The sequence below is a fragment of the Nocardia sp. NPDC019219 genome (assembly GCF_040632645.1).
GTDB classification, from domain to species: domain Bacteria; phylum Actinomycetota; class Actinomycetes; order Mycobacteriales; family Mycobacteriaceae; genus Nocardia; species Nocardia sputorum.
Map to the genome: position 1 here is coordinate 251,013 of NZ_JBEYCG010000001.1, position 22,653 is coordinate 273,665.

At 70.1% G+C, this 22,653-nt stretch carries 18 protein-coding genes; 8 read left to right on the top strand and 10 right to left on the bottom strand.

Annotation, left to right across the window (positions count from 1 at the left end):
• Positions 1–186 precede the first annotated feature (186 nt).
• The 3 genes from ABZ552_RS01175 to ABZ552_RS01185 form a co-directional block, all read right to left on the bottom strand.
• On the bottom strand, positions 187–1,785 hold the full coding sequence (locus ABZ552_RS01175) for a hypothetical protein (RefSeq protein ID WP_281876256.1): 1,599 nt from the start codon (positions 1,783–1,785) through the stop codon (positions 187–189).
• Positions 1,772–2,905, bottom strand: coding sequence for a hypothetical protein (locus ABZ552_RS01180; protein ID WP_281876258.1), 1,134 nt, complete (start codon positions 2,903–2,905; stop codon positions 1,772–1,774). Before ABZ552_RS01180 ends, ABZ552_RS01175 begins: the two co-directional genes overlap by 14 nt.
• Positions 2,906–2,971: 66 nt before the next feature.
• Positions 2,972–3,754, bottom strand: a complete 783-nt coding sequence (locus ABZ552_RS01185; RefSeq protein ID WP_281916326.1) for an SDR family oxidoreductase — start codon at positions 3,752–3,754, stop codon at positions 2,972–2,974.
• Between the two features lie 151 nt (positions 3,755–3,905).
• Here ABZ552_RS01185 and ABZ552_RS01190 point away from each other — a divergent pair, with 151 nt between their 5' ends.
• From ABZ552_RS01190 to ABZ552_RS01205, 4 genes are read left to right on the top strand one after another with little or no spacing between them, the layout of a single operon-like run.
• Positions 3,906–5,252, top strand: a complete 1,347-nt coding sequence (locus ABZ552_RS01190) for a lipase family protein (protein ID WP_281876261.1) — start codon at positions 3,906–3,908, stop codon at positions 5,250–5,252.
• A 59-nt stretch (positions 5,253–5,311) separates the two neighbouring features.
• Positions 5,312–6,124 (top strand): tRNA (guanosine(46)-N7)-methyltransferase TrmB, encoded by an 813-nt coding sequence (trmB, locus tag ABZ552_RS01195; protein WP_281876262.1) that lies wholly within the window; start codon positions 5,312–5,314, stop codon positions 6,122–6,124.
• Positions 6,121–6,849: an NYN domain-containing protein gene (locus ABZ552_RS01200; protein WP_084488352.1), complete on the top strand. Its 729-nt coding sequence runs from the start codon at positions 6,121–6,123 to the stop codon at positions 6,847–6,849. Before trmB ends, ABZ552_RS01200 begins: the two co-directional genes overlap by 4 nt.
• Positions 6,849–9,857 carry an MMPL family transporter gene (locus ABZ552_RS01205; protein WP_281916325.1) on the top strand — a complete coding sequence of 1,003 codons (3,009 nt, stop codon included), beginning with the start codon at positions 6,849–6,851 and terminating at the stop codon, positions 9,855–9,857. Before ABZ552_RS01200 ends, ABZ552_RS01205 begins: the two co-directional genes overlap by 1 nt.
• A gap of 147 nt (positions 9,858–10,004) precedes the next feature.
• Here ABZ552_RS01205 and ABZ552_RS01210 read toward each other — a convergent pair whose 3' ends face one another.
• Together ABZ552_RS01210 and ABZ552_RS01215 are read right to left on the bottom strand one after the other, a co-directional pair.
• Positions 10,005–12,299: a DUF2339 domain-containing protein gene (locus tag ABZ552_RS01210; protein ID WP_357435133.1), complete on the bottom strand. Its 2,295-nt coding sequence runs from the start codon at positions 12,297–12,299 to the stop codon at positions 10,005–10,007.
• A 134-nt stretch (positions 12,300–12,433) separates the two neighbouring features.
• Complete coding sequence (locus tag ABZ552_RS01215; RefSeq protein WP_281916323.1) at positions 12,434–12,886, bottom strand: hypothetical protein; 453 nt, start codon at positions 12,884–12,886, stop codon at positions 12,434–12,436.
• Positions 12,887–13,258: 372 nt separating this feature from the next.
• Here ABZ552_RS01215 and ABZ552_RS01220 point away from each other — a divergent pair, with 372 nt between their 5' ends.
• Positions 13,259–14,449, top strand: coding sequence for a helix-turn-helix transcriptional regulator (locus ABZ552_RS01220; RefSeq protein WP_281876265.1), 1,191 nt, complete (start codon positions 13,259–13,261; stop codon positions 14,447–14,449).
• Here ABZ552_RS01220 and ABZ552_RS01225 read toward each other — a convergent pair.
• Complete coding sequence (locus ABZ552_RS01225; protein WP_281876266.1) at positions 14,446–14,814, bottom strand: MerR family transcriptional regulator; 369 nt, start codon at positions 14,812–14,814, stop codon at positions 14,446–14,448. The two genes, ABZ552_RS01220 and ABZ552_RS01225, sit on opposite strands and share 4 nt — an antisense overlap.
• A 65-nt stretch (positions 14,815–14,879) precedes the next feature.
• On the opposite strand from ABZ552_RS01225, the gene ABZ552_RS01230 reads away from it, so the two are divergent.
• Entirely contained in the window at positions 14,880–15,992 is a 1,113-nt protein-coding gene (locus ABZ552_RS01230) for an alkene reductase (RefSeq protein ID WP_357435136.1), read from the top strand.
• 9 nt (positions 15,993–16,001) lie between these two features.
• On the opposite strand, the gene ABZ552_RS01235 is transcribed toward ABZ552_RS01230, so the two are convergent.
• The 4 genes from ABZ552_RS01235 to ABZ552_RS01250 all read right to left on the bottom strand — a co-directional run bounded on the left by ABZ552_RS01235 (position 16,002) and on the right by ABZ552_RS01250 (position 19,842).
• On the bottom strand, positions 16,002–16,637 hold the full coding sequence (locus ABZ552_RS01235; protein ID WP_281881205.1) for a DUF1707 domain-containing protein: 636 nt from the start codon (positions 16,635–16,637) through the stop codon (positions 16,002–16,004).
• A 120-nt stretch (positions 16,638–16,757) separates the two neighbouring features.
• Positions 16,758–17,423 (bottom strand): response regulator transcription factor, encoded by a 666-nt coding sequence (locus ABZ552_RS01240; protein WP_281916320.1) that lies wholly within the window; start codon positions 17,421–17,423, stop codon positions 16,758–16,760.
• 18 nt (positions 17,424–17,441) lie between these two features.
• Positions 17,442–18,635: a DUF5931 domain-containing protein gene (locus ABZ552_RS01245; protein WP_357435138.1), complete on the bottom strand. Its 1,194-nt coding sequence runs from the start codon at positions 18,633–18,635 to the stop codon at positions 17,442–17,444.
• Positions 18,595–19,842, bottom strand: coding sequence for an AI-2E family transporter (locus tag ABZ552_RS01250; protein WP_357435528.1), 1,248 nt, complete (start codon positions 19,840–19,842; stop codon positions 18,595–18,597). The genes ABZ552_RS01245 and ABZ552_RS01250 overlap by 41 nt, the downstream gene beginning before the upstream one ends.
• Positions 19,843–20,018: 176 nt before the next feature.
• On the opposite strand from ABZ552_RS01250, the gene ABZ552_RS01255 reads away from it, so the two are divergent.
• Both ABZ552_RS01255 and ABZ552_RS01260 read left to right on the top strand, forming a co-directional pair.
• Positions 20,019–21,539, top strand: a complete 1,521-nt coding sequence (locus tag ABZ552_RS01255) for an adenylate/guanylate cyclase domain-containing protein (protein WP_281881208.1) — start codon at positions 20,019–20,021, stop codon at positions 21,537–21,539.
• A 4-nt stretch (positions 21,540–21,543) separates the two neighbouring features.
• Positions 21,544–22,632, top strand: a complete 1,089-nt coding sequence (locus ABZ552_RS01260) for a YbhN family protein (RefSeq protein WP_281876273.1) — start codon at positions 21,544–21,546, stop codon at positions 22,630–22,632.
• Positions 22,633–22,653: the final 21 nt, after the last annotated feature.

A 22,653-nucleotide genomic window follows, 5' to 3' on the forward strand; every position in this document is an offset into this window, starting at 1 on the left:
TGCTTCGCCGCCTGGCCCTAGGCCCATGACCAGCGCGAATGCACCGAGCGCCACCGTTGGCGGGAAGGCGCCCGCTCCGACCGGTCGAACACGCGCCCAGGAGGGCGGCAGATCAGGACTTAGCGGACGCCCAAGTTCCTGAATAGAGGTTAACGCGATGTGACGGCCGGTACGGTATCGGGTTCCTCACTGTGTACCCAATCGGTCGTTCGTTTCAACAGGGGAGATCCACCGATCGAGGATCGTGATGTCGCGCTCGCACGCGGCGAGCTGCCCCGGCTGTTCGGCCGCGATCCGGCGCAATTCGGCCTCCAACCGGGCCACCCGGCGATCCGTCTCGACCATTCGCGCGGTGCTTGCTTGGACCACGTGATCGGCCAAAACGGTCTCCGCTTCCACGAGCGCGGTCACCACACGCTGCTCGAGCTGCGCTTTTACGTTGACCAGCGCGTCGGCGACCCATTGCCGGATGTGCGCTCGATCGGCCAGCTGGCGTCGGGCGCGCACCACCCACGCCGCCGCGCCCCCGCCGAGCAGCAGCGTTACCGGCACGGTCGCGACGTCGAGGGCCGGGACGAGGGAGAACGGAGCAACAAGCAAGCGACCGAGGCCGACACCGGCCGACGCGCCGAGCGCGATCATGAGGTGATCTTCGACACCCCGATGGCGGGGGTCGGGATCCGGGCCCACCCGAGGGGCCGGGTCGCGCCGTCGCGTCGGCGCCCCGCGATCTCCGCTCTCGATCCGGGCGCTCAGTTCGGCGATGCGTTCGTCGATGACGTGGTCGAGAGCACCGGTCAGTTCGGTGACGGACTGCTGTAGCCGGGCGGGATAGCAGGCGAGGTCGGCGGGGCGCAGCCGTTCCAGGTCGGCGCGCACGGCGGTGTGCAGCGCCCGGATGCTCGCGCCGATCTCGGTCATGAGATCCACCCGGGCCAAGTGCAGCTGCCCGCGCAAGGTGGACATCGCGGTGGCTCGTCCGCCGTCGCGCCCGGCCAGCAGCACGGCACGTTCCTCGCGCAGCCGCGCCGGCTCGGCGCCGGAGCGCAGCGTCGCCACCTGCTCGGCCACCCGCTGGCGGGTATCGGCCAGGACCCGTGCGGTGACCGCGCCCGGCCGGTCACCTCCCGCGGCGGCCGCCGCGGTGAGCTGGGCGTGCAGGGCCCCGACACCGGAGCGATCGAGCAGTCCGGCGTCGCCGGCGGTGCGCGCCGCGGCCGCGAGCCGCGCCGAGACCGGCACGATGTCCAGGTCGCCCGCCCCTTGCGCGGCGAGCAACTCCAGGTCGCGCTCCCGCACCGCCCGCCAGTCCTGGTAGGCGTGGACGCCGTTCATCGCGAGCAGCAGGCGGGTGCCGTCCGCGCGCAACCGGCCGATCACGCCCAGCAGGTCCGCGCCGATGATCGTGCCCGCGTCGAGCAGGACCAACGCCACCGCGGGCGGGGCCGCACCGGCGGGTGAGGTGGCCCCCGCGCCCGCGTCGGCGGACGGCTCGGCCAGCGTGACGTGCGGTTCGAACCGGGCCAGCTCGGTGCGCAACAAGGTCGTGTTCACGTCGTCCGGCCCGATCATCACGACGGCACCGCCGCCGGAGCCGTGCACCGCGCGCAGCAGCGCCATGCCCTGCGGATTCCACCGCTCCACCACGGCCGCGAGCTCGGGCGCCAGCGCGGTCGCGGGACGTCCGGATTCGCCGTCGGCGGACGGGCCACCCGCGCGAGATGCGGCATCCGCCTCGGGCGGTGTACTCGCCGTCGCCGGTTCCGGAGGTTCAGAGACCGGCACTGCTCATCCGTTCCCATAGTCGGACGTATCCGTTGTGCACGCGCAACGCGGCGCGGCGGGCGGCAGGAGGCATATCGCTGGTGACGACGGCGCGCCAGCGGGTCGCGCGGGCGAGCGCGTCGTCGGCGTCGGCGGGCGCCGGGGCGGCATAGCCCGCGGCGAGGTGGGCCACCTCGGGCCCCGCGAGGCCCGCGCAGAGACCGAGCCAGACGGCGTCGTCGCCGTAGAGGTAGGACTCCAGCAGGTCGCGCGCGCGGCCGCCCTCCTCCGGGACCGCGCGAGCGGCCAGCCGGGCCAGCTCGTCGAGCAGTTCACCGCCGCGCAGTGCGGCCACCTGCTCGTAGCGCCGGTGCAACAACTGGTGCAGCGCATCGATGCCGCTGGCCGCGTGCAGGACCTGCAACAGCTCCTGCGGAGCGAGGTCCGGATCGTGGCGCAGGGCGGTGCACGCGCAGGCCACGCCGTAGAGGTCCCAGCGCCGCAGCAGCTGTGCACGCTCGGCGGCGTCCGGTCCCGGCGCGAGGAACAGGTCCGGCGCGAGGATCAGCGCGGGGTCGGCGTCCGTGGCGAGCTTGCGAAGCAGTTCCAGATCCGCGCCGGTCAGCGCGCCCGCCCTGGTGCGCATGGCCAGCGACGCGACCACCGGAACCACCGGGATCCGCAGCTCCCTGCCGTACTGCTGGGCCGCGGCCACCGCGTCGCCCCAGCGGGAGCCGATCGCGTCGGCCTTGTTCAGCACCGCGATCGCGCGCTGCGGCGGCAGCGTGGCCAGCACCCTGCGGTCGGCGGGCGTCGGCGCGGCCGACAACACGTACACGACGATGTCGGCGTCGAGTTCGGGGTCGGGCGCTCCGGGCCGGTCCACCGGATCGGTCTCCACCGCCGACATGAGCGCGAGCGCGTGCAGCACCGTGCTGCGGCCCGCGTGCGCGCGCCCGGTCACCTGGATGCGCGGCGGTTTGCGCCAAGCGCTGACGGCGGCGGCCGCGGCGTACCCGATCTGCGGGTCCCGCCCCGTGCCGAAGCGCAGCTCGGCGAGCAGCTTGTCGAGCTGATCGTGGGCGGACGTGGGAACGCCGCGCTCCCGCACCGGCCCGTCGGAATCAGTGGCTGTCGGCATGCTGCCCACCCCCTTTTACGGTGCGCAATTCTGTCAGAAGTCCGCTCCCTGGACCGGCTCGACCGCTCAGCTGCCGCTGAAGTACTTGTTCGCGGTGCGCACGGCCCAGTTCGGCGCGTATTTCGCCACCGTCGCCAGCACCTTCGCCTGCGCGCCGATCTCGTAGTGCACCTTCGGCAGCCGCGCGCGCTTGCGGGTGGCCTCCCAGATCCCGGCGGCGACGTCGTCGGCGGTCAGCCGCACACCCAGCGACTTCGTCGTCCCGGTCGTCACCCCGTCCACCATGGCGGTGGCCACGAACAGCGGCCAGATCGCGAGCACCCGGATGTCGTGGCGCTCCCATTCCAGGTCCAGCGCCTCGGTGAGACTCTTCACCGCCGCCTTGGTGGCGCCGTAGGTCGCGAGTTCGGCTTGGCCGTAGATCGCCGACGCCGAGCACAGGTTGACCACCTGGGCGCCCGGTGTGTCGCGCAGGTAGCGGAAGGCGCTGTGCGTTCCGGTGAGCACGCCGACCAGGTTGACCTCGACGATCGCCCGATGGGCGGCGAGTTCGATCGCGTCGAAGGGCCCGGCGCGCAGGATGCCGGCGTTGTTGACCAGGATGTCCAGCCGCCCGGCCGCGGCGTGGAACTCGGCGAGACGCTCCGCCCACTGCGTGGCGTTCGTCACATCCAGTACTCCAGTGTGAACGGCGCCACCCTCGGCTGTGATATCACCGGAAAGCCGGGTCAGCCCGACTTCGTCGATGTCGTAAGCCCCGACCTGGTACCCCTGCGCAGCGAAAAGCAAGGCCGTGGCCCGGCCGATACCAGCCGCAGCGCCGGTGATGAATACTGTCGGTCTGCTCATGCCCGGGAAGTCTAGTGCCGGGAATGCCGTGTACTCCGGGGTTCCCAGACGCCCGCCGGTCACTTACCCTGCAGAAGTGGTCGGCACCATAACCGGTGCGCAACTTGAACTTTCGCATGCGGCAACCGACCTCGACGATGAGGAGGTTGCGATGACCGCGAATGTCATCGGCGCTGTCGACCCGGAGGCGTCCTGTCCCGCGGACCGCAAGCCCTTGCTGCCCAGCACGGACCCGTTCCATCGACCGCCCAAGGGGTTCGCGGCCAAAGCGCCCGGCACCATCCTGCGCAGCAGGCAGATCGACGTAGCGCTGTTCGGAATTGTGCCGCAACAGGTCTCGGCCTGGCAGCTACTGTACCGCAGCTGCGATCTGCACGGAGCGCCGGAAGCGGCGATCACCACGGTCCTGCTGCCGGTCGACGCGGAACCCGACGAGGATCGCCCGCTGCTGGCCTTCCAGACCGCGATGGACGCGGTCACGGAGAAGTGCTCCCCCTCCTACGCCCTGCGTTACGGCGCGCGGGCCCTCGGCTCGGTCACCCAGCTCGAATGGCTGCTGGTCGCGAACGCGCTGCGGCGCGGCTGGGCGGTGACCATCGCCGACCACGAGGGTCCGCACGGGAACTTCGGCGCCCCGCGTGAGCCCGGCTACCGCGCGCTCGACGGCATCCGCGCCGCCCTGCGCTTCGGCCCGCTGGGTCTCGGCCCGCGGACCCGCGTCGCGGTGTGGGGCTACTCCGGCGGCGGTATGGCCAGCTCCTGGACGGTCGAGATGGCGCCGACCTACGCCCCGGAGCTCGACATCGTCGGCGCGGTGCTCGGCGCCCCGGTCGGCGACCCGCGCCAGGTCTTCGACCGGCTCAACGGCACCCCCTACGCGGGCCTGCCCGCCATCGTCATCGCCGCCCTGCGCAGGCTGTATCCCGCATTGAGCTCGCTGATCGACGACCAACTCAGCCCGGAGGGCCACCGGTTCGTCGTCCGCGCGGAGAACGCGACCCCGGTGGGCGCGATCCTCGGGCTGGCCGGCAAGAAAGTGGACGACTACCTCGACCGCCCGCTCGCGGAGGTGCTCGACACCCCCGAGTTGCGGGCGATGTTCGACGACCTGCGGTTGGGCAACACGACGCCCGCCTGCCCGCTGCTGGTGGTGCAACCCATCCACGATCAGGTCATCCACATCGAGGGCATCGACGGCCAGGTGGCGCGCTACCGCCGCGGCGGCGCCGCGGTGACCTACGTCCGCGACCGGCTCAGCGAGCACTTCTCGCTGCTGCCGCTGTCCACGCCGATCAGCCTGGACTGGCTGGCCGACCGGTTCGCCGGGCAACCGGTGAGCGACGTCGGCGACCGCACCGTCTGGTCGGTCGCGGCCTCGCCCTCGGGCGTGCGTGGCCTGCTGGAGATGGCGGTGACGGCGGCCAAGGTCGCGCTGGGCAGACCACTGCGCCAGGAACGTCCGACGGTGGCCGCAGTCGCGCCCGCGCGCGCCGCCTGACCTCCTGCTCAGCGGTGCGCGCACAACCGCTTGCCGCGCTGATCGCCGGATGCTGGACAATGGACGCCGTGAACGACGCCGCGAACCATACTGCCGAGTCAGTTCCGGGCCCGCCGTCCACAGCTTCGGCTCCGGCCGAGGGCGGGCCCCGGCACAAGACCGGCTCCCGCCTGTACCCACGAGTCACCAGCTTCCGGTCGCGCAGGGGCGCGCTGACCGCGACCCAGCAGCAATCCTGGGACCGGATGTGGCCGTCGATCGGCCGTGAGGTCGCCGACGAGCCACTGGACGCGGCCGCCTGGTTCGGCCGCGACGCGCCGCTGGTGATCGAGATCGGCTGCGGCACGGGCACCGCGACGGCCGCCATGGCGCAGGCCGAACCGCACCTGAACCTGATCGGCATCGAGGTCTATCAGCCCGGCCTCGCACAGCTGGTGCAGCGCATCGAGCGCGAGGCGATCGGGAACATCCGGCTGCTGCGCGGCGACGCGGTGGACGTGCTGGAAAACATGATTGCCGAAGAGTCGCTGACCGGCGTCCGCGTGTTCTTTCCCGACCCGTGGCCGAAGGCGCGCCACCACAAGCGGCGGCTGCTGCAGCCCGCGACGGTCGCACTGATCGCCAGCCGCCTGAAGCCGGGCGGCGTCCTGCACGTCGCCACCGACCACGCGGGCTACGCCGAGCACATCCATGCGGTCGGCATGGCGGAGCCCCTGCTCAGGGGATTGAACGAGGCCACGGGCGGCGTCAGCGCGGAACATCGCGCCACCGCGCCGATCGGGTTCGAGCGCCCCGTCACGAAATTCGAAGGCAAGGCACATCGCGCCGGTAGCGCCATCACCGAGCTCATATGGGGGAAGATCGACCGATGAGCGTCAGTGAGATGGCCCACGAAGTGGTCGATGTTGCCGGGGAGGTGCACGGAAGCGGAGCGGAAGGCCTGGGCAGCGCGGGGCCGGACGTGCGCCGCGTCCTGTTGGTGTGGGACGCCCCGAACCTCGACATGGGCCTCGGCGCCATCCTGGGCGGTCGTCCGACCGCCGCCTACCGCCCGCGGTTCGACGCGCTCGGCCGCTGGCTGCTGGCCCGGACCGCTGAATTGTCGGTGGGCGCGGTGCATCGCGTGGAGCCCGAGGCCACCGTCTTCACCAACATCGCGCCGGGCACCGCCGACGTCGTGCGGCCCTGGGTGGAGGCGCTGCGCAACGTCGGCTACGCGGTCTTCGCCAAGCCCAAGATCGACGAGGACTCCGACGTCGACGCCGACATGCTCGCGCACATCGCCCTGCGCAGTCGCGGCGCGGGCCTGGCGGGCATCATGGTCGCCTCGGCCGACGGCCAGGCGTTCCGCGAACCGCTGGAGGAACTCGCCGCCAAAGGCGTGCCGGTTCAGGTACTCGGCTTCCGCGAGCACGCGAGTTGGGCCGTCACATCCGATACTCTCGAATTCATCGACCTCGAGGACATTCCGGGCGTGTTCCGTGAACCCCTGCCCCGGGTGAGCCTCGACTCGTTGCCCGACGAGGGTGCTTGGCTGCAGCCGTTCCGGCCGCTGTCGGCACTGCTCACCTCTCGCCCCGCCCAAGGAGTCGCTTAGTGTTCACACGCTGGGGCGATCTGGTATACCGGCTGCGTTTCGCCGTCATCGGCGTGGTCGTGGCCGGTCTTCTGGCTCTCGGTGGCTACGGCCTCGGGTTGGAGGACCACCTCAGCTCCAGCGGGTGGGATGACCCGACCTCGGAGTCGGCGCGCGCGGCGCGAATCAAAGACGGAGCCTTCGAACGGGATCACAACTCCGACGTCATCGTGTTGTACACGGCGCCGGAGGGCAAGACCATCGATGATCCGGAATTCAGCGGCAAGATCGTCGAGAATCTCGCGAGTCTGCCGCGCGAGCATCCGGACGAGATCACCAAGGTCAACGGCGTCTACTGGCGCAACGACGCGAATATCCCGGTCCAGGCTTCCGTTTTCGGCTCCAAGGACAAGAAGTACGCCTTCGCGTCCATCGCCATCAAGGGCGACAACGACACCGACATGGTGCGCAACTACCGGAAGGTGAAGAACGTCTTCTTCATCCCCGGGGTGGATGTGCAGGTGACAGGTCTGCAAGCGGTGGCGGGCACGCTGAACGACACCATGGCCGACGACCAGAAGCGCATGGAGATCCTGGCCATTCCGGCGGTGGCCCTGCTGCTCTTCTTCATCTTCGGCGGTATCGTCGCCGCCGGATTGCCCTTGATCGTCGGTGGCCTCACCGTGGTCGGCGCGTGGGGCATCGTCCGCTTCATCACCGAGTTCACCGAGGTGAATTCGTTCGTCTCGCCGGTCGTCTCGATGATCGGCCTCGGCCTGGCCATCGACTACGGCCTGTTCATCGTGAGCCGATTCCGCGAGGAACTCGCCGAGGGATACGACACCAGAGCGGCCGTCCGCAGATCGGTGATGACGGCGGGCCGCACCGTGGTGTTCTCCGCCACGATGATCGTCGCCAGCCTCGGCGGCATGCTGCTGTTCCCGCAGGGTTTTTTGAAATCGGTCGCCTACGGCGCCATCGCGACGGTCTCGCTGGCGGCGCTGACCTCGATCACCGTCCTGCCCGCCATGCTGGCGGTGCTCGGTAAGCGCGTCGACATGCTCGGGCTCAAGCGGTTCCGCAAGACGAAGACCGCCGACGAAGTGGAAAGCGGCTTCTGGGGCCAGTCCACCCGCTGGGTGATGAAGCATCCGCTCAAGATCGCGATTCCGCTGTGCATCGTTCTGCTGCTGCTGATCATCCCGGTCAAGAACCTCAGTTTCGGCGGCATCAACGAGCGGTATCTGCCGCCGGACAATCCGACTCGTCTGGCGCAGAAGGAATTCGACAAGGTCTTTCCGCTGCGCAAATCGGACCCGATCGAACTGGTTTTCGTGGTCGATGATCCGAGCCTCGCCCCCCAGGTGGGCAAGGTGGTCAAAGAGGCGAGCAAAGCTCCCGGCCTAGCGGGCGAATTCGCCTATCCCCCGAGCACGGCCCCTAAAGACAAGACCATCTACAACACCTCCGTCACGTTGATCAATTCGGAGGACGCCGAACCGACCATCGATTACCTCCGTTCGCTGGAATTACCCGACGGCGTCACCATGCTCGTCGGCGGTCAGCCGACCATCCAGAAGGACAGCATCGACGCGCTGCTGGCCCGGATGCCCCTGATGATCGCGCTCGTCTTGTTCGTGACGACGCTGCTGATGTTCCTGACCTTCGGCTCGCTGGTGCTGCCGATCAAGGCCGCGCTGATGAGCGCCCTCGGTCTCGGGTCCACGCTCGGCATCCTCACCTGGATCTTCATCGATGGCCACGGGGCCGGGCTGTTGAATTTCACTCCGCAGCCGATCATGTCGCCGGTCTTGGTGCTGATCATCGCGATCATCTACGGTCTGTCGACCGACTACGAAGTCTTCCTGATGTCGCGCATGGTGGAGGCGCGCGCCCAGGGCGCGAGCACCACCGAGGCCGTCCGGATCGGTACCGCGCAGACCGGCCGGATCATCACCGCCGCGGCGCTGATCCTGCTCGTCGTCACCGGAGCGTTCGCCTTCTCCGACCTGGTGATGATGCAGTACATCGCCTACGGCATGATCGCGGCGCTGTTCATCGACGCCACCGTGCTGCGCATGCTGCTCGTCCCGGCCACCATGAAACTCCTCGGCGACGACTGCTGGTGGGCCCCGGCCTGGATGAAGAAGGTGCAGGAGAAGGTCGGGCTCGGCGAGCCGATCCTCGACGACGAGCGGGTCGGCGGGAGCGATGTCGTCGACCTGGTCAAGACCACGCCGATCACCGATCCGGTGACCATGCAGATCCCCGCGGTCGCCGACGCCAACAAGGTGCCGCGCAGGCGCAAGCCGCGCACGGTCGCCGAGATCGAGGCCGAAGCGCCGACCAGGCGGCTGGACCGGGTCCCGCCGTCAGCCGCACCGCAGGCGACGCCCGCGCCGCCGCCGCTCGATCCGGGTAGGCAGCGACCGGAACCGCCGCGCAATCCCACGCCCCCACAGGGTGAACCGATTCGCCCGCGGCGGATCTCGCAGGTACCGAATGATCCTCGCTCGGCACCCGACCAGGCGGAGCAGCGGCCGCCGGCACCGCCCGCGAACCCGGGACCGCGACCGGCGCCGCCCACCAGTCTGTCCCAGGACCCGAACGCGCCGTATGCCGGTGTGCCGTCGGTGATCCTTCCCGAGCCGAGCCCCCGGCCCGCCGTCTCGCCGATCACGCCGCCCGCTCCGCGCCCGACCCGGGCACCGGAACCCCGCCCGCTCTCCGGCATCACGCAGGACCCGACCGTCGACCTCGCACCGCAGCCCCATTCGGCGCGGCACCTGCCGCCCGAGGCTCCGGCCGCGTCCGAAGGCCCCGCGCACCGCGCGCCCGAGCCCGAGGCGCCCGCGGAGCCGTACAACGGCCCGGACACCACCAACCGCAGCAGCATCGAGAGCTGGATGGCCGAACTGCGCTCCTCCCGCCGCCACATCGGCAGGGCCCCCGAGGAGGGCAGGCACCACGGCGGCGACGGCCGCACGGTGAGCGTCAACGAACTGCTGCGCCGCCGCGAACGCGAATGAGCCGTGGTCGTTGACAGACAGAAGAGCCGCTGCGCCCGTCGGGCACAGCGGCTTTCTTTCTGCTCAGGACGCGCTGTTGTAGTACCGCCGACCAGGTCTGCGAAAGCAAGCGCGATCGCCCCGGCACCTCCGGCGGATGAGTCCAGCTCAGCTGTCAGCGTCGGTCTTTCGCTCAGCCGCTCCCGCAACGACATTGCGGTCCCCATCCGGTCCGCTGCCGGTGCCCGCGTCGGCGAACGCGCGGGCGTAGCGGGTTCCGGCCAAGAGCAGGAGGATGCCGACGATCAGGAACGCCGCGACGCGGACCAAGCCGTCGAGAGTGGCCAGGTCGAAGAGGAACAGTTTCGCCAAGGCGGCTGCGGTGACCAGGAGACCGGAGCCCAAGGCTAGTTTGGCGACCGCGGGCGCGTCGGCGAGTTCGCGCAGTCCGAACAGGAGCGCGCCGGTCGCGGCCGCCATCCAGAGGATGGTCGCGGCGCTGTGGCCGAGGAGGAACCCGTTCGGCGTGCCGGTCGCGACGCCGAGGGAGACCGTCGTCGCGGTCACCGCGTAGAGTCCCGCGACGCTGGCGGCGATCCACGGCCACGCACTACCCCCGGCAAGGCCCGGCAGTCGCCGCGCGCACCACAGCGCCGCGGCCACCACACCGAGGGCCAGTACCGCCCCGAGCACGGTCGCCACACCGAGGCTCGCCTCCGAGCGATGCTGCGAAGCGAGGATTTCGGGGCTCGCGACGTTCAGCAACGCGAAGCCGCCGAGCACCGCGAACGCCGTGCCGAGGCCCGCCGCCGGACGCGACCTCCGCTGGCCCGCCACGCCGAGGAAAACCAACGCCACCAGGAACAGAGCCGTGGGCAGTGTTCGCGTCTCGGTCGCGCCGACGCACGCCTCGAGCAGCGCGATCGAGCCCGCGAGGGCGGCAACGAGAGCGGTATGCCCCGGAACCCGCAGCAGCGCGTTCAGTTTCGGCACCAATGTCACCGCAGCGACGAGCAAGAGCACCGTCGCGATGATCGACGCCACCGTCACCGTGACGACTCGTTGCTCGTACATCCCCGGAGCGACCAGGATCGGCACGAGCGCCGCCGCCATCGTCAGCGAGGCGGTGAGATCGGCGGGTCGGTGCCGGACGACGACGATCGTCCCGGCGACTCCGGCCAGCGCGACCGCCGCGGCGGCCACGAGCACCCAAGCGCGCTCCGCGTCCGCGGGCGTACCGAGGACGGCCCCCGCGACGAACGCGAGCGTCGCCAGTACGGCCGGCAATGTCCGTGCCACGTGCAGATACGGCCAGTTCCGGGCCAATTGCACCGGCACGCAGGCGCACTGCAACACGATCAAGAACGCGAGGAGCACCGGCCGCGTGGTGAGCACTGGAGACAGCGCCGCCGCGGCGAGCACGACCAGCACCGCCAAAGGCTGTGCGCGCCATCGCATCGCCAGCCCGATGCCAGCGGCAGCGACACCGAAGGCGACGGCGAGCCCGAACACCGGGTGCAGCCAGTGGTAGACGGCCGTCACCGCGACGACGTCGAGGTAAGCGCCCGCGATACCGGTGACGGCCAGCGCGATACCGCCGACCCGTCCGCCGGTCCGCTGGAAGACCCGCACGCCCGCGCCCACCAACGCGGCCGAGAACACCGCACCGGCAACGACTCTCGGCACCGGCCCGAAGAACCCCGCCTGCGCGGCCAAGACCAGCAGCATCGCGACGCCGATCAACGTCACCGCGACACCGGCCAGCGCCAAGATCCGGCTGATCACGCCGTCGCGCTGCCACCACGGCGTGTGCGGCACCGGTGGCCTCGCGCGCGGTGGGACGGGAGGACGAGGCGGCATCGGCCCCTGCGCGTTCGGCGGCCAGGGAGCGCCACCCCATGCGCCGCTGGGCGGCGGGGCGAAGCGCGGAACGTACGCGGGCTGCGGAGGGGGAACCGGCATACCGGTCGTCGGCGAATGGCCCGGCCAAGGCGGCATCACCGGTGGGACGGCACCGGACGGGGCGCGCTCCGATCCCGCGTGTACCTCGCCGATGTTCCCGTGTACCCCGCCGGTGTCTCTGTGTACCCCGCCGGTGGTCCCGTGGGCCGCACCGGACTCACTCGCATCGGAACGGCCGCCCACGGACGCATCGGCCCCACCCGGCGGCACCGCGACAGGACTACCGGGCGCATCGGATGCCGCTGCACCGGGAACTTCGAGTGCCTGGCCGCCGGTTCCGCCTAGCTCCGAGGGCCGCGATACCGAACCGCTCGCTCCTCCGGGCATGCGCGCACTCGATGTCCTGGATGCGCCGGAATCCCCCTGGTCGCCGCTGGTCGCCGCGGTGACCTGCTCACGCAGCAGATCCAAGTCTCGTCCGAGCACGCCCAGCTGCGTTCCCAGGGTGGTGAACTCGCCGGAGAGCCGCGCGAGCAGCGCCGGATCGATGGAGGTAGTCATGCGTTCATGCTGGTTTCCGCGCCGCGCGCGGGCATGAGTAGTTACCCCTGGTAGACGGACGGGTTCTACCCGGCCGTCCCGCCCGACCGGCCCGCACCCGGGGCAGTCGGATGCGGACCGGTCGCGCCAGGTGGTCAGTGCGCGCGCAATCCGATCACCTCGTGCACGGCGTCGATCACCGCGCCGCGCGGCGGCATGCGCAGGACACCCGGCGCCGGTTCGCCCGCCCAATGCCAGCCGAGCGACGAATCGGAGCTGGGAAGCAGCACGATGCGACCGCCGGGGACCACGGTGACCCCGTGACCGGCGAGGCAGCGCCGGACCGGGACCTCCACCGGCCGAGCCGGGCTCGGGGGCGTGACGAGAAAGGTCCAGGCGCGTTCGCCCGGGTCGGCGATCACGGGGGCGGTGTGCTGGCGGTTCAACGGAGCCAGAACTTTCCGGCCCAGTTCCGGCGGCATGACGATCGCCCCGATGATGGAGCCGGTGGTGATGATCGGGCGTCCGGCGAGAAGCTGGACCGGAAGCCCGTAGGTATGCCGCAGCAGATGTGCGACTTCATGGGGTGTGTGACAGCCCTCGAACATCGCTCTACTCCGCATCATGAGAGCCGAATTCGGTCATAACGGCGGACTTTCGGCATAGCAACTCGCGCCGGTCGCGCATCCTTGTTCCGGTGTTCGCGGGCCGTGCGCTGACGCGGCGTTCCGATCGAATCGCGCTGTGGCGCGCCGGTCGCGTGGTCCGTGCACCAGGCCGCCACGCGCGATCAGCGCGCCCGGCCTGCACGGTGTTATTCGGCATGGTTTTCATCGCCGCCGCCCTTTGCAGTCAAAGTTGCAGAAAGGCAACGGTATTCCAACCAGCAGCGAACGAGTCGTACGCAATGTCCCACTCCGGTAGTCGCGGATAACATAGCGTCGTACTCTGAAACCCAGATTTAACAAAAGGACTTGGGTATGGACGACTCGTCGATCGGAGTTCGGATCCGTCAGTTCCGCGGGAAGGCGCTCACGCAGCGCCAACTCGCCGATCAGGCGGGTGTCAGTGTGGATCTGGTGCGCAAACTCGAGCAGGGCGGCCGGCAGACCGCATCCATCGCCAGCTTGCAGAAGATCGCGCGCGCCTTGGACGTGGACATCGCCGACCTGATCGGCAAGCGCCAGGGCGTGCCGTCCGCCAACCCGGACGCGGGCATCGTGGCGATCCGCCGCGCCCTGACGCCGGTCGACGACCTCTTGGGCGAAACCAAGGAGGAGGAGGCGGTCACTCTCGACGACGGCCGCCGCGCGGTCGAATACGCCTGGGGCGCCTACTGGTCCGGCCGCTACGAACTGCTGACCTCGATCCTGCCGCCCGGATTGACCCAGCTCCGCGCCACCGTGCACGCCGCGCGCAACGGTTCGGTCGCGCCCGCCAACGAGTTGCTGGCCCGGATGTACTGGGTGACCGGGTGCACGCTGGTGCATCTCGGCCAGACCGATCCGGCGTTCCTGGCGATCCGGCAGGCGCTCGCGGCCGCCGAGCTGGGCAGCGATCCCCTGCTGCTGGCCACCATCCGCGGATCGGTGGCCTGGCAGTTGCTGGTGCAGGGCCGCTACGACGAGTCACGCGGCGTCGCGCTGAACGCGGCCGCGGCTCTGGAGCCCTCCGGCGAGGTCACACCGATGCACCTGTCCGCCTACGGCTCACTGGTGTTGCAGGGCGCGACCGCGGCGGGCCGGGCGCAGGACGTGCACGACGCGTTGTCCCTGGTGGAGGCCGCGAGCGAGATCGCCCTTCGGATCGGCGCGGATCGGCAGGACTACGAGACGTATTTCGGCCCGTCTCAGGTCGTCATGCAGACGGTCGACGTCAACGTCTCCTCGGAGCGCTACCCGGAGGCGCTGGCCGCCGCCAAGGACATGCCGGCCAACGGCAGTCTCCCGCAGGCGTCCCGGGCCCGGCACCTCGCCGACACGGCGGTCGCGCTGACCCGCACCGGCCGGCATCAGCGTGCGCTGGACGCCTTGCTCACCGCGGAACGGGTGGGCGGCGCGGACTGGCTGAAATACCAGACCCTGCCCCGGCATATCGTGTCCGAACTGCTCGACCACGATCGGAAGGTGCCGTTGCGCGCGTTCGCCCGCCGGATCGGGGTCAACACCTAGGCCGAGGACCGCTCGTCGGCTCGTTCGATCACCTCGTCCAGTACCTCGCGCGAGCGCACGAGATCGTTGATGGTCCGGGTGATCCGCTCCCGTTCGGTCTGCAGTTCGGCGACCAGCGCCGGGGTGGCGTACTCGTTGGGACCGCCGTCCGCGTCGCGCATGCAGGGCAGGATGCGTGCGATCTTCTTGCTGGTGAGTCCCGCCGCGAGCAACTCCTGGATGTGGATGACCCGGTCCACCGCCCGCTCCGGATAGTCTCGATGACCTCCGGGCGTGCGATCGGAGGCCAGCATGCCCTGCTGCTCGTAGTACCGCAGCGACCGTTCACTCACGCCGGTGCGCTCGGCAAGTTCCCCGATTCGCATGCGTCACCTGGCCTTTCCCGTTCCGGCTTGAATCTCACATCAGTGTCAAGTTTTACCGTATCAACATGACGAACGCAGCGGATTCCGCCCTCTTCCAGCCCGTGCCCCTCGGCTCCCTGGTGCTGCCGCACCGTCTCGCGATGGCGCCGATGACGCGCAATCGCGCCGCGGCCGACGGGACGCCGTCCCCGCTCATGGCGACCTACTACACCCAGCGCGCGAGCGCGGGCTTGATCATCGCCGAGGCGACCACGCCGAACCGGGTGGGCCAGACCTACGCGAACATCCCCGGCATCTACACCGACGCGCACATCGCGGGGTGGCGTGCGGTGACCGACGCCGTCTCGGCGGCGGGCGGGCGTATGTTCCTGCAACTACAGCACGGCGGCCGGGTCGGCCATCCGGACAACAGCGGCCTGACCCCGATGGCGCCCTCATCGATTCCGCTACCGGAACCCATCCACACCCCCAGCGGCGCGCAGGATGCCGTTGTGCCGCTGGAGATGTCCACCGCTGATATCGAAGCCACCGTCGCCGATTTCGTCTCCGCAGCCCGAAACGCCATCGCGGCCGGATTCGCCGGGGTGGAAGTGCACAGCGCGAACGGTTATCTGCTGCATCAATTCCTCGCGCAGAACACCAACCGGCGCACCGATTCCTACGGCGGAAGCGTGACCAACCGCATCCGCTTCACGGTGGAAGTGGTCGAGGCGGTCGCCGACGCGATCGGCGCCGAGCGTGTCGGTGTGCGGATCTCCCCCGCAGTCACCGTCAACGGCGTCGACGAGGGCGACACCGAGGAGATCTATCCCGCACTCGTCTCGGCGCTGGCGGACCGGGGCCTCGCCTACCTGCACTACGTCTTCGCCGACCCGGATCAGCCGCTGTTCCGGCGGATTCGGGCGCTGTGGCCGGGCGTCCTGATCGCCAACCCGAAGCTGGGCTGGGGTGTCCCGCTGCCCGAGGACGGCGGCGGGCGTGCCGCGCAGCGCCTGCTCGCCGGTGGCGCGGACGTGATCGCGCTGGGCCGTTCCTTCCTGGCCAACCCCGATCTGGTCGAGCGGTTGCGCACGGGCGCGCCGCTGAACCCGGTTCGCGAGGCGCACCTGATGTACGTGGGTGGCGCGGAGGGCTACACCGACTACCCGACGCTGGCCGCGGTGCCGACCGCCGTCTGACCCGGCCGCTCAGCGACCGATCAAGCGGCGCCACTGCGCGATGAACGGATGTTTCGCGGTGACCGATCCGAAGCGCATCTTGCCGTGCACGACCAGATGCAACGGGCCCAGCGGCGGCCCGGTGCGCACCTTGTTGTTCACGCTGGAACCGATCAGCTCCAGCCCGTTCAGGTCGACGGTGGCCTCCGCGGGCACGGTCAGGGTGATCGAACCGAAGAAGTCGTCGACCCGCAGCTCCACCACTTGGGTCGACATGATCGCCTCGGTGAAATCCAAGGTGACCCCGGACAGCCAGTTGTTCAGATGCAGCGTGGGCGGCACCTGCCACGCGCCGCGACGGTTCACGCCGGACAGGCGCGAACGGATCACGCTGCCCGTGGCGTTCGAGCCCGGAGCCTGCCTGGCGTAAGCGGGCGAGGAGTTCACGAAGGCCGACGGCGGCGCGGCGGGCTGCCCGACCAGGCGGACGCCGGGCAGATCGATGAGGACGGCGTTCAGTTCGCCGCGCGTCCTGGCGGCCAGCGCGGTGTCCATCCGCTCGGTGAACTCGCCGAGCGAGAGCATGCCGAGGCCGACCGCGCGCTGCAACAGTTGACCGACGTGTTCGCGTTCGGCGTCCGACACGCGCAGTTCCCGATCGCCCACCGCGCCGCCGGAGCCGACCGCGTTCGATACCGATTCGGGCCCGCCCATGCGACCGAGGTTACCGAGCCGGGGGCAACGACCGCATCAGGGCGATCCCTGATTCGGGGGCGTCCGCCCGGATCACTCGAGCCCCTGTTCGATGGCGTAGCGGGTCAGCTCCACCCGGTTCGCCAGTTGCAGCTTGCGCAATGTCGCCTGCACATGGTTCTCGACGGTGCGATGGCTCAGTCCCAGCCGTGCCGCGATCTGCTTGGCGGACAGCCCTTTCGCCACCATTCGCAGGACCTCGGTCTCGCGCTCGGTGAGCGCGGGCCGGTGCGGCTCGTCCGGCTGCGCCGGCGCGGTCGCCATCCGCCGGTACTCGCCGAGCACGAGTCCGGCCAGGCCGGGAGTGAACACCGCTTGACCAGCGGCGGTGGCGTGCACGGCGTCGACCAGTTCGGCCGCCGACGCGCTCTTGACCAGGTAGCCCGTGGCGCCCGCCTTGATCGCGTCGAGCACGTCGTCGCGCTCGGCCGAGGCCGAGAGCACCAGCACCCGGCTCTGCGGAGACACCCGCAGCACCTCGGCGGTGGCCTGGGCGCCGTTGCCGTCGGGCAGCTGCATGTCCATCAGCACCACGTCCGGGCGCACCGCCGCCGCGCGCCTGCCCGCCGCGGCGACACCGTCTGCCGTGGCCGTCACCCGGAATCCGGCCTCGGTGAGGTCGCGGGAGACGCCGTCCCGCCACATCGGGTGGTCGTCCACCACCATCACCGAGATGGATCCGTCCGCCTGGTCTGTCATCCGCGCCTCCCTTTTTGCTCATCTGGGCACCCGGAATTCCCATTCGGTGCCGAACCCGACTCCGCCGTCGATCTCGGTGAGCAGGTCCGCGCTGCCGCCGAGGGCGGCGATCCGCCCGACGATCGATCGGGAAACCCCCATGCGCCCTTCGGCTTCCGCCTCGGCCAGCCGGCCCGGCGGGATGCCGACACCATCGTCGCGCACACTGATCACCAGTTCGTCGCCGGTGTCCTCCAGCAGGACATATGCCCTCGCATCCGGCCCGGCGTGCAATTCGACATTGGACAACGCGGTGGCCACGGCGGAGGCGATCTCGTTCGCCATCCAGCGGCCTACCCGCACCGGGTCGCCGGGCGTGGACACCGACACCGTGGGGGTGGATTGCGCTGTCAGCAGCCGACGCAGGTCGACCTCGGCTCCGCCCGCGTCGCGGTGATCGGCCTGTTCGGTGATCAGCACGCGCAGTGCCACCTCCTGCTCACCGGCCCGCAACGCCAATTCCTCGGTGGGGCCGCCGATCTCGCTGCCGCGGCGCTTGATGTAGCTGAGCACTTGCAGCACCCCGTCGTGCACCTCGCGGGACAGCCGCTCGCGCTCCTCGGCCGCCGCGGTCAGGCGCACCGCTTGCTCCAACTGGTCCTGGGCGCGGCGCGCGGTGTTGGCGGCCAAACCGAGCGCGAGCCCCACCGAGACGAGCACCGGCACCGTCGCGTCCGTCCACACATCCTCGCCCCACTGATCGCGCACGGTCAGCGACACCGCGGCGATCAAGGCTCCGGACAGCACGCCCGCGAACGGTCCGCGCAGAATCGCCGCCCCGATCACCGCGTTGGTGGCCCACAGCGTGGTCGGCAGCGTCTGGTGGCCGTGGTACCAGCCGTAATCGGCGACCAGGCGGGTGGCGGCCATCAGCCCGATCACGACCACGTGGTCACCGATCACCACCCAGGTGCGCAGCCGCGCGACCTCGGGAAAGTGCCACTGCGACAGCATGATCGCCGACGCTCCCGACCACACCGCCATCAGCGCGACGAGCACCCAGCTCAACCGCTGGTTCGTGTAGTACGGCACCGAGGCGATCTGCTGGCCGACCGCGTACAGCAGCGTGACCAGGCGCAGCGCCTGCGCGGCCCGCCACAGCGGGGTGGTGGCCACGTCGGCCGAGCGCAACTCAGTCTTGCGCGCTGCCTTCGCCTGCTTGCGCGTCGTCATCGGATCCCGCCCTCCGCTCCGCCGCCCGCTTCGCGGCCGCTTCCGTCAGCGTCGCGGCCAGATCGAACCGGCCGGGATCGGGTCGGTCGGCTTCGGCCGCGTACAGCCCGCGATGATCGTCGCCGGTCTGCAGCTCCTCGTACAACTCCTCCGGCCCGTCGAGCAGCGACCGGATCGCCGTGTTCATCACCGCGACGAACGGCACGGCGAGCAGACCGCCCGCGATCCCGCCGAGCACCACGCCCGCCGTGATCGCCAGCACCACGGCCAGCGGATGGATGCTGACCGCGCGCCCGAGCAGCAGCGGTTGCAGCACATGTCCCTCCAGCTGCATCACCGCGATGATGATGCCGAGCACGATCAACGCGGTGACCAGCCCTTTGGTCACCAGCGCGATGAACACCGCGATGAACCCGGCCAGGAACGCGCCGATGATCGGGATGAACGCGCCGATGAACACCAGCGAGGCCAGCGGCAGCGCCAAGGGCACCCCGAGAATGGCCAGCCCGGCGCCGATGCCGATGGCGTCGACCGCGGCGACCACGACGGTCGCGCGGACGAATCCGACCAGCGTGCCGAACCCGAGCCGCCCGGCGGTGCGGACCCGCTCGCGATGGTCGGTGGGCACGATCCTGGTGACGAAATCCCAGATCTGGTCGCCGCCGTACAGGAAGAAGATCAGGATGAACAGCGTCAGGAAAGTGCCGGTCAGCAATTCGCCGATCACGGTGGCGGTGGTGAGCGCCCCGCTGGTCAAGCTGTCCTGATTGGACTGAATCGCCTTGACGACGGCGTCGCCCACGTTGCGGATCTGCTCGTTGCTCAGATGCAGCCTGCCGTTGATCAGCCAGTCCTGGATCTGATGGATGCTGTCGGTGAACTTGTTCGACAGCTGCGGCACACCGGCGACGAACTGTTCCACGACGAAGGTCATGATGCCCGCGACCACACCGATCGAGCCGACCAGCGCGACGAACACCCCCACCGCCCGCGGCACGCCCAATCGCTGCATCCAGTCCACCAGCGGTGCGAGCAGGGCCGCCGCCAGCAGGGCGATGGCGAGCGGAATGACCACCGTCGCCAGTTTCTGCACGATCGCCGTGACCGCGATCGCCAGCGCGAACAGCACCAGCAGCCGCCAGCCCCATTCCGCCGACACCCGGACGACCGGGTGCACCGTCTCCGCGGCGGGCCGGGACAGGGTGATTTTCCGCTCTGGACTTGACTTCGCGTCGGTCACCTCCGTGAGCCTAACCGGCCCGGCCGTACCCCGTCCGCGATCAGTGGCGGCGCGACCGGCGGCCAGCGCCGCGGACATGCCGACATGATCGAAACGCTAGATTGGAGCCCGTGTCGGCGCCCTTGGAAGCGGTCAAACAGACCATGCGAACGCGCTGGCCGCTGTACCTGACATCGATGCTGCTGGCGAACGCTTTCGGCGCGGTTCTGGTGTGGGCGTTCATCCAGTACGGGCTACCCGTCCCGGAGGGTGAGGCCTCCGGTGCCAGGCGCACCGGCCTGCTGATCCCGGCCGTCGTCTTCGTGGCGGGCGGCCTGCTCAGCATGGCCGCGTCCGCGCTCATGCTGCGTCCGGTGATGCGCTGGCAGATGCGCGGCGGCCCGCCGAGCCGCCAAGAGCAGATGGCCGCGCTGCACGCACCGCTGCGCCAGGCGATCCTGCATCTCGCGCTGTGGCTGATCGGCGGCGCCGTGCTGGCCGCGCTGATCATCCGGGACACTCCCGCGCTGGCCGGAGCGGTCATCGTCACCGAGTGCATGGCCGCGACCATCGTGTTCGGCTTCACCTACATGCTGGGCGAACGCATCCTGCGCCCGGTCGCGGCCCAGGCGCTGACCGAGGGCACCTTCGACCACACCCTCACCCCGGGCGTCGGCACCAGGATGGCGATGACCTGGGGCATGGGCACCTTCGCCCCCACCATCGCCATCGTGCTGCTGTGCGTCACCCAGATCTCCTCGGACGTGAAGTTCTCCGCGCAGTCGCTGGCCATCTCCATCCTGCTGCTGTGCGGCGTGGTGATCATGCAGGCGCTCGCGCTGTCGATGCTCACCGGTTCGAGCATCTCCGACCCGGTACGCCAGCTCAGCCAGGCCATCGACCGGGTCCAGGCCGGGGCGCGCGACGTGCAGGTCGAGGTCTTCGACGGCAGCGAGATCGGCCTGCTGCAGGTCGGCTTCAACCGGATGATGGAGGAGGCCGCCAAGCGCCGCCAACTCCAGGAACTGTTCGGTCAGCACGTCGGCGAGGAGGTGGCGCAGCGGGCGCTGGACTACGGCACCGAGCTCGGCGGCGAGACCCGGTTCGTCGCGGTGCTGTTCGTCGACATGGTCGGCTCCACCGCCGCCGCGGCCGAACGCCCGCCCACCGAGGTGGTCAGCCTGCTCAACGAGTTCTTCCGCATCGTGGTCGACGTGATCGACCGCCACCACGGCTTCGTCAACAAGTTCGTCGGCGACGCGGCGCTGGCCATCTTCGGCGCGCCGCTGGATCGCCCGGACGCACCGACCGCCGCGCTCGCCGCCGCGCGCGAACTGCGCGAAACCCTGCGGGAAGTGCCGGGCCTCGACATCGGCATCGGCGTCTCGGCCGGCCTGGCCGTCGCGGGCAACATCGGCGCGGCCAACCGCTTCGAGTACACGGTGATCGGAGACCCGGTCAACGAGGCATCCCGGCTCACCGAGCTGGCCAAAGAACGTCCCGGCCGAACGCTGGCCTCGGGTAGTGCGCTGTATTTCGCCGAGGAAAGCGAGCAGGACCAGTGGGAAACCGGCGACGAGGTGCAGCTGCGCGGCAGACGCAGGAAAACGCTCTTGGCCTGGCCCCGCGAACGGGCCGACGCGCCCGACGATACCGAGGTCGAAACGGTGCGTTCGTTAGGCTAACCGCGTGACGGCCGACGGGGAACTGGCAGGGGATCCTGCGCCGCCGCCCACGGCGGGTTCCCGCCGTGGCAGATTCCGCTGGCTGAAATGGGTGCTCGGCGCCGCACTGCTGGCCCTGCTGATCGCCGAGGGCGTGTACCTCTGGCCGCGCTTGCACGAGTCCTGGCAGAAGCTCACCGAGATCCACTGGGGGTGGCTGGCGGCATCGATCTGGCTGCAGGCGCTGTCGATGAGTGGGTTCGGCCGGGTGCAGAAGCAGCTGCTCAACGCGGGCGGCGTCGCGGTGAGCCAGCGGAAATCCGTCGCGGTGGTCTACGGTGCGACGGCGATGTCGGTCACCTTGCCCGCCGGCCAGGTGTTCTCCACCGCGTTCACCTACCGGCAGACCAGGCGCTGGGGCGCCAGTCCGATCGTCGCCTCCTGGCAGCTGGTGTTCTCCGGCGTGGTCGCCGCGGTGGGCCTGGCCTTGCTCGGCGTCGGCGGCACGCTGCTGGCGGGCGGGCGCGTCGGCCCGTTCAAGCTGATCCTCTCGGTGGCCGCCGTCGTCGCCCTGGTGTGGGCGGGCAACCACGTGTCGCGCCATCCCGGTTCGCTCGAGGCACTGCTGCGCAAGCTGCTCGCGCTGGTCAACCGGCTGCGCAAGCGCGCGCCGGAGTCCGGCGCCGCCAAGATCGAGGATGTACTCGACCAGCTCGAATCGGTGAAGCTCGGCAAGCGCGACGGCGTGTTGGTGGCGCTCTGGGCGCTGGTGCACCGTTTCGCCGACGTGGCCTGCCTCGGCGCGGCCTGTTACGCGGTGGGCGCCGATCCGCGCATCGCCGGTCTGCTGCTCGCCTTCGCCGTGGGCAAGGCGGTCGGGTCCATCCCCTTCGCGCCGGGCGGCATCGTCTACGTCGACGCCACGCTGATCTACGGCCTCACCGCCGCGGCCGGTCTGCCCGCCGCGCAGGCGGTCGCCGCGGCTTTCGTCTATCGGATGGTGAGCTTCATCCTGGTCGCGATCGCCGGGTGGATCGTGTTCCTGTTCCTGTTCCGCAGGCGGCAGGCCGACGACGCCGAGTTCGAGCGGGAATTCGAGCAGCGGCGGTTGTGACCGCGACCGCGTCGAGGTCCC

Excerpts from the sequence above, each read along its gene's own strand:
- ABZ552_RS01215 (WP_281916323.1), bottom strand. The coding sequence starts at position 12,886 with ATGTTCGAGGGCTGTCACACACCCCATGAAGTCGCACATCTGCTGCGG.
- ABZ552_RS01200 (WP_084488352.1), top strand. The coding sequence starts at position 6,121 with ATGAGCGTCAGTGAGATGGCCCACGAAGTGGTCGATGTTGCCGGGGAG.
- trmB (WP_281876262.1), top strand. The coding sequence starts at position 5,312 with ATGGACGCCGTGAACGACGCCGCGAACCATACTGCCGAGTCAGTTCCG.
- ABZ552_RS01245 (WP_357435138.1), bottom strand. The coding sequence starts at position 18,635 with ATGACGACGCGCAAGCAGGCGAAGGCAGCGCGCAAGACTGAGTTGCGC.
- ABZ552_RS01240 (WP_281916320.1), bottom strand. The coding sequence starts at position 17,423 with ATGACAGACCAGGCGGACGGATCCATCTCGGTGATGGTGGTGGACGAC.
- ABZ552_RS01225 (WP_281876266.1), bottom strand. The coding sequence starts at position 14,814 with ATGCGAATCGGGGAACTTGCCGAGCGCACCGGCGTGAGTGAACGGTCG.
- ABZ552_RS01210 (WP_357435133.1), bottom strand. The coding sequence starts at position 12,299 with ATGACTACCTCCATCGATCCGGCGCTGCTCGCGCGGCTCTCCGGCGAG.
- ABZ552_RS01185 (WP_281916326.1), bottom strand. The coding sequence starts at position 3,754 with ATGAGCAGACCGACAGTATTCATCACCGGCGCTGCGGCTGGTATCGGC.
- ABZ552_RS01190 (WP_281876261.1), top strand. The coding sequence starts at position 3,906 with ATGACCGCGAATGTCATCGGCGCTGTCGACCCGGAGGCGTCCTGTCCC.
- ABZ552_RS01220 (WP_281876265.1), top strand. The coding sequence starts at position 13,259 with ATGGACGACTCGTCGATCGGAGTTCGGATCCGTCAGTTCCGCGGGAAG.
- ABZ552_RS01180 (WP_281876258.1), bottom strand. The coding sequence starts at position 2,905 with ATGCCGACAGCCACTGATTCCGACGGGCCGGTGCGGGAGCGCGGCGTT.
- ABZ552_RS01230 (WP_357435136.1), top strand. The coding sequence starts at position 14,880 with ATGACGAACGCAGCGGATTCCGCCCTCTTCCAGCCCGTGCCCCTCGGC.
- ABZ552_RS01255 (WP_281881208.1), top strand. The coding sequence starts at position 20,019 with ATGCGAACGCGCTGGCCGCTGTACCTGACATCGATGCTGCTGGCGAAC.